This window comes from Peptacetobacter sp. AB845 (assembly GCF_047528295.1).
Taxonomy (GTDB): Bacteria; Bacillota; Clostridia; order Peptostreptococcales; family Peptostreptococcaceae; genus Peptacetobacter.
In genome coordinates, this window is record NZ_CP180001.1 from 854240 (window position 1) to 871791 (window position 17552).

Sequence of the window (17552 nt, forward strand, 5' to 3'; positions counted from 1 at the left end):
CGCTTTTTTAGGCCTTAAAATAGAAAAAAATATTTCAAGATAAACTTAAAAATAGGAAATGAATAATGATTAATAAAAAAATATAATTGTTTGGATTTAAAAGTGATTTAGTAGGAATAAAAAGCTATTGACACTTAAAAAAATATAGTTAAAATAGTATGTTGTGGAGATGAAAAAATATTTTATTTTTATATTTCTAAAAATAGTTTTAGTAATAAACTAAATTAAAATTAGTTATAAACTAAAATTAGCAATAAACAAAATATAATATATAACAGGGGGCAAAATGGTAAATTTAGTAAGATTAATATTTGCGGTTCTTACAATAGCATTTTTAGTGGTATTGTTAAAAGATTTAAAACATGCAAAAGAGACTGGGATTTTAGAAAAAGAGGAAGAAGGATTTAAAAAGGCTGGAGTTATAGGATTTGTAGCAAACTTTATAGATGCATTAGGAATAGGAGCATTTGCACCTATAGTAGCTATGTCAAAGTTTGCAAAGATGAAGTTAAAGAATAAAGAAATACCTGCGTTGTTAAACATAGGTTGCTGTATTCCAGTGATGACAGAGGCGTTTATATTTACAACTACAATAAAAGTGGACCCAACTACTCTTGTTGTTATGCTTGCAGCTGCTGGACTTGGTTCATATGTTGGAGCAGGTATAATATCAAAAATGGACGAGAAAAAAGTTCAGTTAGTAATGGGTATAGCATTATTTATAACTGCTATATTAATGTTCTTAGGACTTCCATGGATAGACCTACTTCCAGGTGGAGGAAATGAAATAGGACTAAGCGGAGTAAAATTAGTAATAGGTGCAGTTGGAAACTTTATACTAGGTTCTCTTATGACTGCTGGAATAGGATTATATGCACCATGTATGGCGCTTGTATACTTCCTTGGAATGTCTGCAAAAGTTTCATTCCCTATAATGATGGGATCTTGTGCAGTACTTATGCCAGTAGCTAGTATAAGATTTATAAAAGAAGGAAATTATCCAAGAAAAGCAACTTTAGGAATAACAATATTTGGTGTTATAGGGGTGCTTATAGCGACAATACTAGTTAAGAACCTTCCTATGGATATAATGAAGGTACTAGTTGTTATAGTTATAATCTACACTTCTTATAGCATGCTAGCTCCACTTTTAAAAGCTAGAAAAGAAAATGCAGTGGGCGCAAAGTCTAAAAGACTTGCAAATGAATAGGTAATAAATTTATAATATATTTTTAAACCAATAAACATATAGACAACCCAAATAATAACTCAATAAAATCAAGATAAAGATGTGTCGCGTACTTTCCCAAAAATAAGACAGTATGCGGCACATTTTTATTTTTTGTGTCAAAAAAATATAGTAGTGAGCTTAGTGCAAATCTCAAAATCAGATGGTAAATTCTATAAAAATCTCGCAATAATTAAAATAAACGTTTTTTGGAATGTCAAGAATAAAATAAAATTATAAATTAAATAAAATAAACAATATTAAGATTGTATAAAAAATAACAAAAGAATAGAATGTTATATATCATAATTATATTAAAAAAAGAAGAATAAAAGGTGATTTTTCAGAAAAATTAAAATAGTATAAAAAATATTTAAAAAAATTACATATAAATACAGATTATGTTAAAATAATAAATAAAAATTATCTGAAAAACAAATAAAATATTGCAAAAGACCTGAAGCCTTGTTATAATAATAACTTGAAAAGGGAAAACAATATCTATTAAATGCAGGGATTAATAAAAAAATAGTATAAAACCTGTAGGGATTTGAAATTTACTTGAGTAAATTAAATTTATGTTAGTAAATATTAAGTGAAGAGCGAGAAATAAAAATTAAAAATTAAAAAAAGGAGAGAAAAAAATGGCAACTTTAGTAAGAGTAATGTTAATCGTTTTTACATCTATGTTCGCAGTAGTTTTCGGAAAAGATTACAAGAAAACTAAGGAAGTAAATCAGTTAGAAGATGAAACTTGGAAAAAACCAGGGTTCATAGGATTTGTAGCAAACTTTGCAGATACTTTAGGTATAGGGTCTTTCGCAATAGTTGTAGCTATGTCAAAAGCTTTAAAATTAAATATAAAAGATAAGCACATACCAGGTATGCTTAACGTATCATGTACAATACCAGCGGTTTTAGAAGCGCTTATATTCATAACATCAGTAAAAGTTGATCCAATAACTTTAATATCATTATTAATAGCAGCTGCGGCTGGTTCAGTTATAGGAGCAAAAATAATATCAAAACTTGATGAAGCAATAGTTCAGGTAGTTATGGGTATAGCTTTATTTGTAACAGGAATAGTAATGTTCTGTGGATTACCTTGGATAAACTTAATGCCAGGTGGTGGAACAGCACTAGGATTAACTGGAGCAAAATTAGTAATAGGTATAGTAGGTAACTTCATACTTGGAGCACTTATGACAGCAGGAATCGGACTATACGCACCATGTATGGCAATGCTTTACCTTTTAGGAATGTCAGCAAAAGCAGCATACCCAATAATGATGGGTTCTTGTGCTATGCTTCTTCCATTCTCAGGTATGGAATTCATAAGAGAAGGACAGTATCCAAGAAAATCTTCTCTTGCTATAACAATAGGTGGTATATTCGGAGTATTCTTAGCAGTATTATTTGTTAACAGCCTATCTATGGATTTACTAAAAGTTTTAGTAATATGTGTAATATTCTATACAGCAACAACAATGTTAAAAACAGGTGTAACAAAATTAAAAAGCAACAAATCAGAATGCAAAGCAAAAAGTGAAGATTTAACAGATTTAAATATAGACTAATTAGATTTAAATATTTAGACGGATTAAAAGTAGAATAAGATATATTTTTATTAAGGGACTGTGGAAACACAGTCCTTTTTAATTTATTAGTAAATGATATGGAATATATCTAAAATTAGAAAAAGTCATAGTTAAAAAACATAGGCATTATAGATATATTTATACAAAAAGTAAGCAATTAAATTTCAAATGCTTTCTTTTAAAAACTACTGAAAAATAGGAAAAAGTTTTTTAAAAAAGTTAAAAAAATACTGAAAAATCAAGCAATATCTTTTTATTCTTAAAGTGAAAAAACTATTGAATAGTTGATGATTTGGGACTATAATCTAACATATGGAAATAAAATAAAGAGGTTATTATTTTATAAAGTCCTTAATTTATACGGGACAAATTATTTTGGGGAGTCCTTATTATATAAGGGCTATTTATTATCATTATTTTAAAAGGGTTAAAGAGGTGAATGTTGTGAAAAAAGTATTATTTCATTTAGCTGATGAAGATGAAAAGCTTAATGGAAATGGAGTCGATTTTCTTTTAAACCATCTTGACTACAGTATAGGTGAAAAAGTACTACTTGTAGGTGATATTGGTCGATTGGGAAAAGAGCTAAGATTAAGCGGGTTAAACGTAACAATACTTGAAGATTCAGATTATGAAGATATGTGCTATTCTCTAGTGCATAATGAAAATTGCAATTTTGTAAAAGGAAAATTAGAATACCTTCCATTTGAAGATAACTACTTTAATAAAGTAATTGTCTTAGAACAGTTTAATCATACTAGCAATTACGAAAAAGCATCTTCAGAAATAAGTAGGGTTCTAAAAAATAATGGAGATCTTATACTTGAAGATCTTAATATGGATAATATTAAAAATAAGATGAAATATCTAAAAAGAAGAATATGCGGTCTTTGTGCAAATCACTGCAATCCAAGTGAGATAAAAAGAATATTCTCTAATTTAAGATTTGATGGTGTTATGGAAGATTTCGAAAGTAAAAAATACGTATATGTAGCTAGAAAGAGAATGTTATAAAAGCACGTAGCTTTAGAATTTATAAAGCAACATTGAATATATTAAAAAATAAAATAGAATGATATAATTAATAGGTCTGGCAGATTATGCCAGGCCTATTTTTAGAATAGGGAGATGATTTTTTGATTAATTATGAGTTAGTGTTTGTTGTCGTTCTATTCATGGTGTTGGTATCTATTCAGTTTACGCTTAATAAAATTTACGTGGAATTAAAGGATATTAAAAGAATGATGAAGAACAAGGAATTAGAAGAAATAACTGAAAAGGAAAATAAATTTGATTCATTTAGATTTTAAATATACACTCACAATTTAGAAAGGATAGGTATTTTGTTATGAAAATCGAGCTAGGTTATATAAAAAATGATATACAAAATATAGCAGATGCGATAGAGACTGTATTGAAAATAGATGTAACAATAGTAGACGAAAATCTTATCAGAATTGCGGGTACTGGGAAGTATATAAATAAGATTGGTGAGCAGATAGATGGATATGCGTTTAAGAAGTCTTTACAAGACGGCGAGGTAATAGTTATAGACAATCCAAAAGTTAGTCCAATTTGTAAAGAATGTTGTAGAGCTGGTAATTGTAATGAATTCGGGGAAATATGTTGTCCTATAGTCTGTGATGGGAAATCTTATGGTGTGATAGGGCTTATAGCTTTCTCAGAGGAGCAGAGAAAGATAATTGAGGCAAATAGCGAGGGTATGGTAAATTTCCTTACTAGAATGGCTGATTTATTGTCTGGGAAATTAAAGGCAGCAATAAAATCTTATGAGCTTGATATTGAAAAAAAGAAGCTTGAGACTTTGGTAGACGGTATGGATAAGTCTGTAGTGTCTATAGATGTCGACGGAAGAGTAGATAAGTATAATTTAAAGTTTAAAAAGATGTTCAATATAAAGGACGATATTACAGGGAAAATTATCTTTGATATTTTTAAATTTATCAAGATTCCAGATAAGTATAGAAAAGGGCATTCTTTTAGTTCGAGCTTTAATTATAAAATTGGAAGTAAGACGATTAAAGGGATTTATAATATGAGTAGAATCGAGCTAAATGGTGAGATTAAGGGTTATGTTATAGATTTTACCGATAAAAAAGAAGCTATTAAAAACTACAATAAGATGAATAAAGATAGAAGCATAATGATTGATAATATAATCGGCGAAAGTGAGTCTATTAAAAAGGTGAAGCAAGAGACGATTATGGCAGCTCAGTCTGTGTCTACAGTCCTTATAACAGGGGAGAGTGGTACAGGTAAGGAGCTGTTTGCAAGGGCGATACACAATCATAGTAAGAGGTCTGAGTATCCATTTATTGCGGTAAACTGTGCAGCCATTCCAGATAATTTGCTAGAAAGTGAATTGTTTGGATATGAGGAAGGTGCATTTACAGGTGCGAGAAAAGGTGGAAAACTTGGTATGTTTGAAATTGCCCACAAAGGAAGCTTGTTTTTAGATGAGATTGGGGATATGAGTTTACATCTTCAGTCAAAGCTTCTTAGAGTGCTTCAGGAAAAGGAAGTGAATAAAATAGGTGCGAAGTCTAATATTGAGATAGATGTTAGGATAATTGCAGCTACAAATAAAGATCTTGAGAGTATGGTTAAAGAGGGTACATTTAGGGAGGATTTATACTATAGGCTAAATGTTATCCCTATAAAGCTACCTAGTCTTTCTCAGAGAAAGGGAGACATTCCTCTTTTGATAGATTATATGATTCACGATTATTCTGTGAAGCTTGAGAAAAATGTAGAGGGAATTGACGAGGTTGCACTTGATAGGATGCTTAAATACGGTTGGCCAGGAAATGTTAGAGAGCTTCAAAATAGTATTGAGTACAGTGTAAATATGGCTCAGGGAAGTGAGATAACGGTCGATGTTCTTCCAAAGTCTATTTTGGAATATGAGGAGAAGTTTGAGGAAGATGAGACTTCTGCTATAGAGACACTTGAAGAGCTTGAGAAGAGAGAGATTCAAAAGGCACTTAAAAGATATAGTGTGTATAAAAAAGATAAAGAATTGGCGGCAAAGGCATTAGGAATATCGAGGGCAACTCTTTATAGAAAAATTGAAAAGTATGGAATTAAGTAACGAAGAATGAATATAATAATTCACTCTCCAGACTCAGTCATCACAAGGGTATCTCATCAAATATGAAATACCACAGTGCTGCCTTCATATTGTCGAGTGAGATTATTATATTTCATTCTCACGCATACTAATTCTATAAGCTTTCAATTTTTTCTATAAAGAAGTTGCTTATATGGAAGTAGATAAAGTAAGATGTTTTTGAATTATTGAGAGCGCTAATTATAATGAACCCTTTTCTACAGCAATTCTATAAGTTTTCAATTTTAGTTATAAAGAAGTTGCTTTTTTGGAATGAGTTGAGGTTGGAGAAGGTTGTTTTTAGTTTAGTAGGAATTTTTTAGGTTATTTTAGGTTAATAGGAGTTTTTAAAGGTGTTTGGTATATAGTTATAGATTATATTCTCATTTTGAGATTATTTCTCAAAATGAGATTTTTTTATATCCAAAATGAGAATATGTTGTGTTTTTAGATTTTGATAAGAATTTCTTTTGATTTGATAATTTTTAAAAATAATCATTTCAAAGCTAGTTATTTAGCCATTTGTAATTTTTAAGAAAAATATTTTTAAACTTTGGCACGATGTATGCTTATTATATATGGCGTAATTGAATTATAAGATAATCTAAAAAGATAAGTAAAAATTTATTTAGAATTATTTATAAATATAGAGACAAGTTATTAAAATACGAGAGATATTAGATTATATGGAGGGTGTAAAATGAGAGATATAAGAAATGAATTAGTTGAAATGTTAAGAAATGAAGTTAAGCCAGCAGTTGGATGTACAGAACCAGTTGCATTAGCATTAGCTTGTGCAAAAGCGAAAGAACTTTTAGGTGAAGAAGTTGTAGATAATAAAATGTTAGTAAGTAACAATATATTCAAAAACGGAATGGGTGTTGGTATACCAGGAAGTAAGATATTAGGACTAAAAGTTGCAGCTTGTATGGGTATAGTTGGAGGAAAATCTGCAGACGGATTAAGCGTTCTTGAAGGTTTAACTGAAGAAGAAGTTAGAGAATCAGAAAAATATTTAGAAGAACATACTATATCAGTAGAGCCAACTGATTCAGCTGATAAAATATACTTAGAAGTTATGTTAAAAGGTGCTAATCATGAAGTATTAGTTAAGATAAGAGGAAGACACGATAACTTTACATATCTTGCAAAAGATGGAGAAGTTATATTAGATAATGAACCAAAAGAAGTAAGTGCAACAGAAACAAGTGCAACAGAAGAAAGAAAAGAAACTTTAATGGACAATGCTACAGTTGCTGAAATAGTTGATAATGTAGAAAAAATGGACTTTGAAGATATAAAATTCCTTCTTGATGGTATAAAAATGAACAGAGCTATGGCAGAAGTTGGTTTAAGAGAAAAAACTGGTGTTGGTACAGGTTTCGGAATTAAAGAAGCTATAAAAGCTGGAGAATTAGGTGATGACCTTGTAAACTACGCAATGATGCTTACATCAGCAGCTTCTGATGCAAGAATGTCAGGTGTTAAGATGCCAGTTATGAGTTCAAACGGAAGTGGTAACCACGGTTTAACAGCAATACTTCCAATAGCTGCATACAATGAAAGAAATCCTCAGAGCGACGAAAGAGTTGCTAGAGCTTTAGCAATATCTCATTTAATAACTGCATACATCAAAAACTTCACAGGTAGATTATCTCCAATGTGTGGATGTGGTGTTGCAGCTGCAATAGGATGTACAGCAGGTCTTTCTTGGTTAATGGATGCTGAACAGTCTCAGATAGAAGGAGCTATGGAAAATATGATAGCTAACTTAAGTGGTATGATATGTGACGGTGCAAAACCAGGATGTGCTTGTAAATTAGCTACAGCATCTTCTGCAGCAGTTCAGAATGCTATACTTGCTAAGAGAGGATGTATAGTTCCAGGTCTTAATGGTATAGTTGGTAGATCTGTTGATGAAAGTGTTAGAGCATTAGGATGTGTTGGAGATGAAGGAATGTCTGTAACTGACAACGTAATACTTGATGTTATGAATGAAATGAATAAATAAGCCTTTAAATAATCTTAAAATATAATTTTCCAGAGAAGTCGTATCTTTATTGATACGGCTTTTCTATTTTTAAACGCGAAAAAGAGCTATTAATCTCCTCTCCAGGCAATCAAGTTGCATTGTCGAGTTCGATTTAATAGCTCTTTTTTTCGCTAGTTTGTAAAATTAGAGAAGGTATAATAAAGATAAGTTCTTTCTGAAAATTATATTTATAAGACTTATTTAAAGGCTTAGTTTGAGTAAAGAAGTGCGGTTGTTTTCTATTGCACACTTTTGGTAAAAATAGCAATCGAAAATCGATACTGGATATTTTGGAATTATGTTTGTAAGAATTATTTAAAGGCTTATTTTGGTGGAGATGTAATTGAAATATCTGATAAAAAAGTAAAAAACCACCAGACTATTGGACCGTAGTGGTGGTTTTACTATTACTTTTAAACTTAGTTTTAAAAGAGAAAAATAACCGCGCTACCTTCTAAAAGTTATTCTTATCTTTCTTTTATATTATATCATATTAAAAAATTGAGATACCTTTTGAAAGATTTTTAACTTTAAAATACTATTAACTAGAGAATATTTGTGAAATTAAGGAAAAAATTAAATAAGTAGATTTATCTAAGTCATTATAGATAGCATTTTTCTATTAAAGTATTGAAAATACTCAATAATTCGTATAAAATAATCTGTATAACAAAAGAATCGGAGGCCAGAAAATGGACATAACTAAAAAGAAATGGGAAACAATGTACACAGAAGAGGACATTGCAAAAAGAGTAAAAGAACTTGGAGCACAGATAACAGAAGACTATAAAGATAAAAAATTAATGGTAGTTGCATTACTTAGAGGAAGCTTTATATTCTGCGCAGACTTAGTTAGAAGCATAGATTTACCACTTAGAGTAAACTTTATGACAACATCTAGCTACGGAAATTCAGAAGAAACTAGTGGAACAGTTAAAGTATCTTCAGATGTAACTGTAGATTTAGAAGGATACGATGTGCTTGTAGTTGATGATATAACTGACAGTGCAGTGACTATGGATTTCGTGCTTAAACATTTAAAAGCTAAAAACCCTGCAAGTATAAAAAGCTGCGTGCTATTAGACAAACCTTCAAGAAGAAAAGTTGACTTAGTGCCAGACTACTGCGGATATGAAGTAGAGGATAAATTCGTTGTTGGATACGGATTTGACTGTGGAGACTACTTCAGAAACGTACCATACATATTCAACGTAACAGACGAAGATAGATAATTAGAGAAGTAGACCTTTGTATATTTACAAGGGTCTTTTTTATTTGCATATAAAAAATCACTCTAGTTGGCCGCTAAGAGTGATTCCTGAAAAATATTTTAGAGGAAACATTGCTTACCCACAAGCTATGATTTCTCTTTTTTTATTAACTATTTATCTAAATTAAGTATATCATTTTTTTGAAAATTTGTCTACAAATAGATAACAAGCAAAACGAATAGAATTATATTTTAGAAGGGAGGTTATGTCTGTGGTAGAGACAGTATTAACACTAATTGTGATACCTATATTTGTAGGTGTAGCAATAAACAAACTATCTAAAGACAAAAAAGAAAAAAACCACCAATCTATTAGCCGTAGTGGTGGTTTTACATTTTCTTTTGTAATTAAATTCAAGAAAGATTAATAGCCTAGCTATTGCTCTAGTCATCTTTTCTTTATTATATCATACTGATATTCTAGTATCAAGTTATCCATTTACACTTGTCCTTTTGTTTTATAATATATCCTTCATATCATATAATCCGTTTTCTTTGTCTAATATCTTTTTAGCAGCAAATATTGCACCTTCAGCGAAAATTGCATTAGACTGTGCATGATGAGCAAGTGTTACAACTTCACTGTCACCGCAGAATAAAACATCGTGGTCAGAAACTATATTTCCACCTCTTACAGAACTAACTCCAATATCTCCTGGCTGTCTCTTACAACTTCTACCAGATTTACCAAAAACACCTTTAACATCAGGAAGAACTTCCTGTATTGCAGAAATAAGCATCTTAGATGTACCACTTGGAGCATCTTCTTTTCTATTATGATGTTTTTCAACTATTTCTATATCAAAATCAAGAAGCTTAGCAGCTTGTTTAACTAACTCGATAAGAACATTTACCCCAACTGAAGTATTGTGAGAAAGAAGTACAGGAACTTCCTTAGAAACTTCTTCAATAGCTGCATCCTGTTCTGCAGTAAATCCAGTTGTAGCGATAACAACAGGAGTCTTAGTTTTTAGAACGTATTTAAGCATAGAATCAAGATTATCAGGATGAGAGAAGTCGATTATCGCATCAGCTTCAATATTGCAATCATCAAAACTCTTGAATAACTTAACATCTCCGTCACAAGTACCTGTCTCAAGAGAACGGCTAACACCAGCAACTAACTCACACTCGCTGTCTTTAGCAACACACTCTCTTAAAATTTTACCAACGCCGCCACTATAGCCACATATAATAACTCTTAACATAAATTTACCCCCAAAATTAAAAATTCAGAAAAATTAATTTCCATGACTTAATTTTAACATTTTATATACGAATAGAGTAGAGGTAAAATAAATATTATTTCGGTATATCTAACAAAAAAGAAAAAAGCCACCGAAAAACTGTTGGCAGCAGGAACGGTGGCTTTACCTTTACTTCAACTATTAAGTTAATTTAATTATATCACACTAAAAAATTAATATTTATTTTTTAAGATAGATTTTTTCAATAAATAATAGAATAAAACAATAAAAATGATATTTACAATTAAAACAACTATACTACCTTCAATTTTACAAACTCCACCAGTTAAAAGTTCATTTCCATGATATGCAAGTCTAAACACAGAAGGATAATCATCAGCTAACGAAACCCCTCCTAAAATTATTCCACCTATAAAATTCCAAACAAAATGAATAATTATTGGAGTGATAATACTTTGAGTGTATTCTAATGCTAAAGTCATAAAAATACTCATTGTGACAATATTTAAAATAGGTATAATTCCTGCTTCAATAGCGCCACCATGGCAGAATAAGAAAAGTGTAGTAGTTACTATTGCAGAGACGAATATACTATAATTTCTTTTTAATAATTGATAAATATATCCTCTAACTAAAACTTCTTGCATAATAACGTTTAAAAAGCACGAAATAGCCCAAATAGCTAAATAACTTATTGAATTTTTGCCTAAAAATGAAATAGTATTTGTAGCAAATAGAGTTAAAATAACTACACCAAGCCACAAACTACCTGCCCAAATACCTAAAACAATACTTTTAAAAGATTGGTGCATAGGTACAATAGTTATATTTTTTCTTTCTATGAAATAAAAAATAACAGATATTAAAATAACTGATAACAGGGGGATTAACTCTGCATAAAAACGCCATAAAACAGGATTATTTGATGGAATAGAAACAAAACCAACCAAAAGAGCCCAGCAGATAAAAAATACGAAAGATTTGACAAAACTACCTAAAAATTTTTTCATAAAATCAACTCCTCAAAATATAAATCATAATTATATTTTAGAACTGAAAAATAAAAAAAATCTTAAGATAAAATAAAAAATACTAAAAAATAGATAAGATAAAAAATAGGATTCAGTAAAAAATCACCAAAGCAAAATACAACCTGTTCCAACCTTTCCCACAACTAAACCAGTTAGAATAATAATGGAAATAAAAAAATAGCTTACCGTAGCGACAATGGAAGACGTGTATTTTACTAACACCAAAACAGGTGACAAATACACACGTCTGACCCTGGAGCCAAGGTAAGCTATTTTTTATTTTCCTAGTATTACAACTGTCTTAAATCATCCATTAGTTTTGTTTTTTCACTAGTTTTTTCATCTTTCATCTTCACAATTTTAGCTGGAGAACCAGCGACAACAGCACCTGCAGGAACATCCTTTGTAACAACAGAACCAGCTGCAACAACGGCACCTTCTCCTATTCTCACACCTTCAAGAATAACTGCATTGGCACCTATCATAACATTGTCCTCAACAATAACTGGATTTGCTGAAGGTGGCTCAAGAACACCAGCGACAACAGCACCTGCACCTAGATGCACATTCTTACCAAGAGTACCTCTAGCGCCGACAACTGCATTCATATCGACCATTGTGCCTTCACCGATAACAGCACCGATATTTACAACAGCACCCATCATAACTACCGCATTCTTTTCGATAGTAACCATATCTCTAATAATTGAGCCTGGTTCTATTCTAGCAGATTCGTGAAGAGTATTTTTTAGAGGAATAGCAGAATTTCTTCTATCAAATTCTACATGTATATCTCTTATACAATCCTCTCTTTGATTAAGAGCAGCCATTATGGCATCGTAGTCCCCGATAAATATATGAGAAGAATCTGTTCCAAAAACTTTGTACTCGTCAGTAGACTCAAAGTTGTATGGCTCAGTATTTACATACACCTTAACAGGGGTCTTTTTCTCAACTTCCTTTATATATCTTGCTATTTCATAAGCATCATTTAAATTCACCATACAGGTAAACCCCCTTTTAAAAAAAATTAGTCTAAAAAGCTTAGCTAATAACTTTATTCCCCATTTGAATCATATACTAACATCTAATCCCTAAAATATTAATACATTCTAAAAAATACATACCAATTAAAATTAATATATAAATTAAAGTCAATACATTAATTAAAAATTAACACAGACATTGATGCGAAAATTATTTTAACATATCGTCCATGTTGTAGAAGCCAGACTCTTTACCAGCTATAAATTTAGCTGCAGCTAATGCACCATTAGCGAATATCTGTCTTGACTGAGCCTGATGACTTATAGTTACAACTTCACTATCTCCGCAGAATAATGCATCGTGTTCACCAACTATTGTTCCACCTCTAACAGCACTTATACCTATATCGCCTGGCTGTCTCTTACAACTTCTTCCTGATCTTCCGTTTACAACATTAGATTCTGGAAGTACTTCTTTAACACCATTTGCTATCATTATAGCTGTACCACTTGGAGCATCTACTTTTCTGTTGTGGTGTTTTTCAACTATTTCTATATCAAATCCGTTAAGAAGTTTTGCAGCTTCTTTAACTAATTTAACCATTATATTTACCCCAAGAGACATATTATAAGAGAAGAATACAGGTATTTCCTCAGAAGCTTTATGTATTCTTTCTATTTCTTCATCATTAAAGCCAGTAGTTGCTATAACTATTGGAGTTTTAGTTCTTAAAGCGTATCCAAGTACGTTGTCTAAGTTTGCGTGGTTAGAGAAGTCTATGATAACATCTCCTTTTTCTTCGCAATCAGCTAATTTTTCATATATTGTTATATCCTGTACACATTTACTTTTATCGTAAGCCTGAACAAAAGCAAGTTCGCAGTTTTCATCTGCTCTTACTGTTTCAGCAACTATTCTTCCCATTTTTCCGTCGTATCCTGTAGATATTACTCTTAACATAATTTCCTCCTAATTTAAAACTTAATTCTTTCAAGTATAATTATTAAAAACTTGATTAAGTTTATATTTTATTTAAATTATTTTATATCATAAATTTAAAATTGGATTGCAAAATATCAGATATAAATCCAACCTTCTGCAATCCAATGATTTACAAATTACTAAGCCTGAACTTTAAGTCCTGCATTTATCAATTCTTTTTTAAGAACTTCAAGATTAGCAGGGTCCATATTATCAAGTGGAAGTCTTAAATCTCCAACTTCAAATCCAAGTAAATTCATAGCAGTTTTAACTGGTATAGGATTTACTTCTATGAATAATGCAGCGATTAGAGCGTCTAAATCTAACTGTATTTTTCTTGAACCTTCAACATCTCCTTCAAGATATTTTTCAACTAAATCGTGAGTTTCTCTAGGGCATACGTTAGCAAGAACAGATATAACCCCATGTCCTCCTAATGATAATAGAGGAACTATTGAATCGTCGTTTCCAGAGTATATAGCGAAATCTTCTGGAACTAAGCTTGCTATTTCAGCAACCTGTCCTAAATCTCCACTAGCTTCTTTAACAGCAACTATATTAGGAACCTGAGCAAGTTCAGCTATTAAAGCTGGAGATATGTTCATACAAGTTCTTCCAGGAACGTTGTATAAGATTATTGGTATATTAACGCTTTCTGCTATTGTTACGAAATGTTTTTTAAGACCAGATTTGTTAGCTTTGTTGTAATATGGAGTTATTATTAATAATCCGTCAACACCAAGAGCTTCGGCTTTCTGGCTTAATTCAACAGAATGCATAGTATTGTTTGATCCTGTTCCAGCTATAACTGGTATTCTTCCGTTTACTTTTTTAACTGTAAATTCTAAAACAGAAAGTATTTCTTCATCTGACATTGTAGTAGCTTCACCAGTAGTACCGCAAGAAACTATAGCGTCAGTTTTGTTTTCTATATGATATTCGATAAGTTCAGCTAATTTATCGAAGTTTACCTTATTATCTTTTGTGAATGGTGTTACAAGAGCAACTGCAGAACCTTTAAATAACATTTGAGATCGACCCCTTTTCTTAAAAAATATAATTATTTAATAGTATTGTAATATTTTACAATATTATGTTAAACATTCTCAAAATATAGTTTAATTTATAAATTAATTTTAAACTAATTCCATTTCTATAGCTTTTTCAGCTATCTGAACTGCATTAGTAGCAGCACCTTTTCTTATGTTGTCAGCTACAACCCATAGGTTTACACCGCTATCAACACTGAAATCTCTTCTTATTCTACCAACGAATACTTCATCTCTATCAGAGAATTCAGCTGCAGTAGGGTATAGGTTTTCTGCTGGGTTATCAACAACAACAACATTTTCCATAGCAGCTAAAGTAGCTACAAGTTCGTCTAAATCGAAATCTTTTTCGAATTCAAGGTTTATAGACTCACTGTGTCCGTTTTTAACTGGTACTCTTACAGTAGTAGCAGTTATTCTTATAGAATCATCGCAAAGGATTTTTCTAGTTTCGTTGACCATTTTCATTTCTTCTTTAGTGTATCCATTGTCTAAGAATGAATCTATGTGAGGAAGGCAGTTGAAAGCTATTGGATGTGGGTAGAATCCTGTTGGATTTCCTTTTGATCCTTCTTCTAAATCTTCAACACCTTTAACACCAGAACCAGAAACAGCCTGATATGTAGAATATACTATTCTTTTTATAGTGTATTTATCATGTAATGCTTTTAATGGTAACATAGCCTGAATTGTAGAACAGTTAGGGTTAGCTATTATTCCTTTTTTGTGTTCTTTTATTGCTTCTGGATTTACTTCAGGAACAACTAGTGGAACTTCTGGGTCCATTCTCCAGAAACTAGAGTTGTCTACAACTAAAGCGCCATTTGCTGCAGCTATTGGAGCGAATTTTCCACTTGTAGAACCTCCAGCTGAGAATAAAGCGATATCTATGTTTCTTCCAGTAAATGAATCTTCAGTTAATTCTTCAACAGTGTATTCTTTTCCAGCGAAAGTTATTTTTTTACCTGCTGATTTTGAAGAAGAGAAAAGATATAAATCATTTATTGGGAATTCTCTTTCTTCTAAAACTTTTAGGAATGTTCTTCCTACCATACCAGTAGCACCAACTACTGCTAAATTTACTTTTTTCATTAAAAATCACCTCATAAACATTATACATTATTTTTAATATTCTATCTGCAAATTTAAACTTTTAAAGCTAAATAATTAGGTCTACGTTAATTTTTATGTATAAATTACTTGTAAAAGTTAAATAACATTCTTATTCATGAAAGTTAAATAACAGTCAAAAAAGTTCTATATACACAAAAGACGCACAAAGGAATACCTTGTACGTCTATAAATTCTTATAGCAAAGTAAACCTTGTAGCTCAACACTAAACAAGTGACAGTGCAGTATATATTCTATACTACCCCAGAAAAAATCTGTGCCCAGATAATTTCTTCGGCCATTTTCCCTTTTATACAAGATAAGTTTGCCAACTAGCCCGTATTACTAATGAAAACAGCGCCTCTACGCAGGTTATAGATATTAAATTAAACTCTTAAAGCAATAATAATACATTCTAGTAAAAATTGCAACACCAATTTGCACAACAAATAAGAATATTAAGAAAAATTCGATTTAAAAAACTTCATGGCAATGTCAAATTTTTTAAAAGAAACCGATATTTTTTGCAAAAAATTAGGTATAATAAAGAAAGATAGAAAACATAAAAATAATTATTTAATACGGAGGAATAATATGGATACTTTAAAAGAGTTATATAAAATCGGGAACGGACCATCAAGTTCACATACAATGGGTCCACAGAGAGCGGCAGAAAGATTTAAAAACGAAAATCCAGATGCAGATAGCTTTAGAGCTACACTTTATGGAAGTTTAGCAGCTACTGGTGCTGGTCATTTAACTGACTATATAATAATAAAAACAATAGCTCCTAAAAAAGTTGAGATAGTATGGAGAGAAGATATAATAAAAGACTTCCATCCAAATGGGATGTTACTTGAAGCTCTTGATAAAGACGGAAACACTACTGCACAGTGGGAAGTATTCTCAGTAGGTGGTGGGTCTCTTGCTGAAGAAGGAAAGAGAAATACTTCTGCAGTTAAAGAAACATATCCTCTAAGTACTATGGACGAGATAGTAAAATGGTGTAAAGACAATAACAAAACATTAGTTGATTTTGCATTAGAAAATGAAGATAGTGACATAATGGATCACATAAATACAATAAGAGAAGCTATGAAAAAATCAATAGAAGAAGGATTAGCTACTAATGAAGTAATACCAGGAAAATTACACTTAAAGAGAAGAGCAGGAGTATTCTATGAAAACTTCAAAAAAACTAACGACTTCTCTACATTAGTTTACGCTTATGCACTAGCAGCTTCTGAACAGAATGCTTCTGGGAATATAATAGTAACTGCACCAACTTGTGGTTCTGCAGGTGTTCTACCAGGTATATTCTTCGCTATGAAAGATTACATGAATTTAACCGATGAACAGGTAAACGAAGCTATAATAGTAGCTGGTATAATAGGAAATATAATAAAAACTAATGCGTCTATTTCAGGTGCAGAAGTTGGATGTCAGGGTGAAGTAGGTGCTGCATGTTCAATGGCAGCTGGAGCAGTTGCTTATCTTCAGGGTGGTTCTATAGACCATATAGAATACGCAGCTGAGATAGCTCTTGAACACCACTTAGGTATGACTTGCGACCCAGTTTACGGATATGTTCAGATACCTTGTATAGAAAGAAATGCTATGGCAGCACAGAGAGCTTTTGATGCAGCTAAGTATGCTATGATAACAAATGGGGAACATTCTGTTTCATTAGACCAGGTTGTTGAAACAATGAAAGAAACTGGACTTGACATGCATGATAAATATAAAGAAACAGCTAAAGGAGGATTAGCTAAACACTTCTTCTCTTGCTAATTGGTATATCTTGGGACTGTTGCAATTTTGCAATGGTCTCTTTTTTTATACTCGGATTTTATAAATAATCTCCTCTCCAGGCAATCAAGTTGCATTGTCGAGTTCGATTTATTTATAAAATTCGAGCAAAAAGAGA

Annotated in this window: 15 protein-coding genes and 1 riboswitch; of the genes, 9 read left to right on the plus strand and 6 right to left on the minus strand. The window is 31.3% G+C overall.

Annotated elements, in window-relative coordinates; all coding sequences use genetic code 11:
- Nucleotides 1–286 precede the first annotated feature (286 nt).
- From ACK2WO_RS04185 to ACK2WO_RS04220, 8 genes are all read left to right on the plus strand, one after another.
- A complete protein-coding gene (locus ACK2WO_RS04185; protein ID WP_414698470.1) occupies nucleotides 287–1210 on the plus strand; it encodes a sulfite exporter TauE/SafE family protein in 924 nt (307 codons plus the stop codon).
- 662 nt (nucleotides 1211–1872) lie between these two features.
- Nucleotides 1873–2805 carry a sulfite exporter TauE/SafE family protein gene (locus ACK2WO_RS04190; RefSeq protein ID WP_414698471.1) on the plus strand — a complete coding sequence of 311 codons (933 nt, stop codon included), beginning with the start codon at nucleotides 1873–1875 and terminating at the stop codon, nucleotides 2803–2805.
- 465 nt (nucleotides 2806–3270) lie between these two features.
- Nucleotides 3271–3840 carry a methyltransferase domain-containing protein gene (locus ACK2WO_RS04195; RefSeq protein WP_414698472.1) on the plus strand — a complete coding sequence of 190 codons (570 nt, stop codon included), beginning with the start codon at nucleotides 3271–3273 and terminating at the stop codon, nucleotides 3838–3840.
- A 122-nt stretch (nucleotides 3841–3962) separates the two neighbouring features.
- Nucleotides 3963–4136 carry a hypothetical protein gene (locus tag ACK2WO_RS04200; protein ID WP_414698473.1) on the plus strand — a complete coding sequence of 58 codons (174 nt, stop codon included), beginning with the start codon at nucleotides 3963–3965 and terminating at the stop codon, nucleotides 4134–4136.
- A gap of 38 nt (nucleotides 4137–4174) precedes the next feature.
- Entirely contained in the window at nucleotides 4175–5938 is a 1764-nt protein-coding gene (locus tag ACK2WO_RS04205) for a sigma 54-interacting transcriptional regulator (RefSeq protein ID WP_414698474.1), read from the plus strand.
- 718 nt (nucleotides 5939–6656) lie between these two features.
- Nucleotides 6657–7967: a serine dehydratase subunit alpha family protein gene (locus tag ACK2WO_RS04210; RefSeq protein ID WP_414698475.1), complete on the plus strand. Its 1311-nt coding sequence runs from the start codon at nucleotides 6657–6659 to the stop codon at nucleotides 7965–7967.
- A gap of 713 nt (nucleotides 7968–8680) precedes the next feature.
- Entirely contained in the window at nucleotides 8681–9220 is a 540-nt protein-coding gene (gene hpt / locus ACK2WO_RS04215; RefSeq protein WP_118549755.1) for a hypoxanthine phosphoribosyltransferase, read from the plus strand.
- 250 nt (nucleotides 9221–9470) lie between these two features.
- Entirely contained in the window at nucleotides 9471–9626 is a 156-nt protein-coding gene (locus ACK2WO_RS04220) for a hypothetical protein (protein ID WP_414698476.1), read from the plus strand.
- Nucleotides 9627–9716: 90 nt separating this feature from the next.
- Here ACK2WO_RS04220 and dapB (ACK2WO_RS04225) read toward each other — a convergent pair whose 3' ends face one another.
- From dapB (ACK2WO_RS04225) to ACK2WO_RS04250, 6 genes are all read right to left on the minus strand, one after another.
- The gene (dapB, locus tag ACK2WO_RS04225) at nucleotides 9717–10466 is read right to left on the minus strand and encodes a 4-hydroxy-tetrahydrodipicolinate reductase (protein WP_414698477.1); all 750 of its coding nucleotides are present in this window, start codon (nucleotides 10464–10466) and stop codon (nucleotides 9717–9719) included.
- A 212-nt stretch (nucleotides 10467–10678) separates the two neighbouring features.
- On the minus strand, nucleotides 10679–11476 hold the full coding sequence (locus tag ACK2WO_RS04230) for a lysostaphin resistance A-like protein (RefSeq protein ID WP_414698478.1): 798 nt from the start codon (nucleotides 11474–11476) through the stop codon (nucleotides 10679–10681).
- 311 nt (nucleotides 11477–11787) lie between these two features.
- A complete protein-coding gene (gene dapD / locus ACK2WO_RS04235; protein WP_414698479.1) occupies nucleotides 11788–12501 on the minus strand; it encodes a 2,3,4,5-tetrahydropyridine-2,6-dicarboxylate N-acetyltransferase in 714 nt (237 codons plus the stop codon).
- 193 nt (nucleotides 12502–12694) lie between these two features.
- A complete protein-coding gene (gene dapB / locus ACK2WO_RS04240; RefSeq protein ID WP_414698480.1) occupies nucleotides 12695–13444 on the minus strand; it encodes a 4-hydroxy-tetrahydrodipicolinate reductase in 750 nt (249 codons plus the stop codon).
- A 161-nt stretch (nucleotides 13445–13605) separates the two neighbouring features.
- The gene (gene dapA, locus ACK2WO_RS04245; RefSeq protein WP_414698481.1) at nucleotides 13606–14493 is read right to left on the minus strand and encodes a 4-hydroxy-tetrahydrodipicolinate synthase; all 888 of its coding nucleotides are present in this window, start codon (nucleotides 14491–14493) and stop codon (nucleotides 13606–13608) included.
- 108 nt (nucleotides 14494–14601) lie between these two features.
- Complete coding sequence (locus ACK2WO_RS04250; RefSeq protein ID WP_414698482.1) at nucleotides 14602–15606, minus strand: aspartate-semialdehyde dehydrogenase; 1005 nt, start codon at nucleotides 15604–15606, stop codon at nucleotides 14602–14604.
- 227 nt (nucleotides 15607–15833) lie between these two features.
- A riboswitch (Lysine riboswitch) is annotated at nucleotides 15834–15999 on the minus strand.
- Between the two features lie 220 nt (nucleotides 16000–16219).
- On the opposite strand from ACK2WO_RS04250, the gene ACK2WO_RS04255 reads away from it, so the two are divergent.
- A complete protein-coding gene (locus ACK2WO_RS04255; RefSeq protein ID WP_414698483.1) occupies nucleotides 16220–17416 on the plus strand; it encodes an L-serine ammonia-lyase in 1197 nt (398 codons plus the stop codon).
- Nucleotides 17417–17552: the final 136 nt, after the last annotated feature.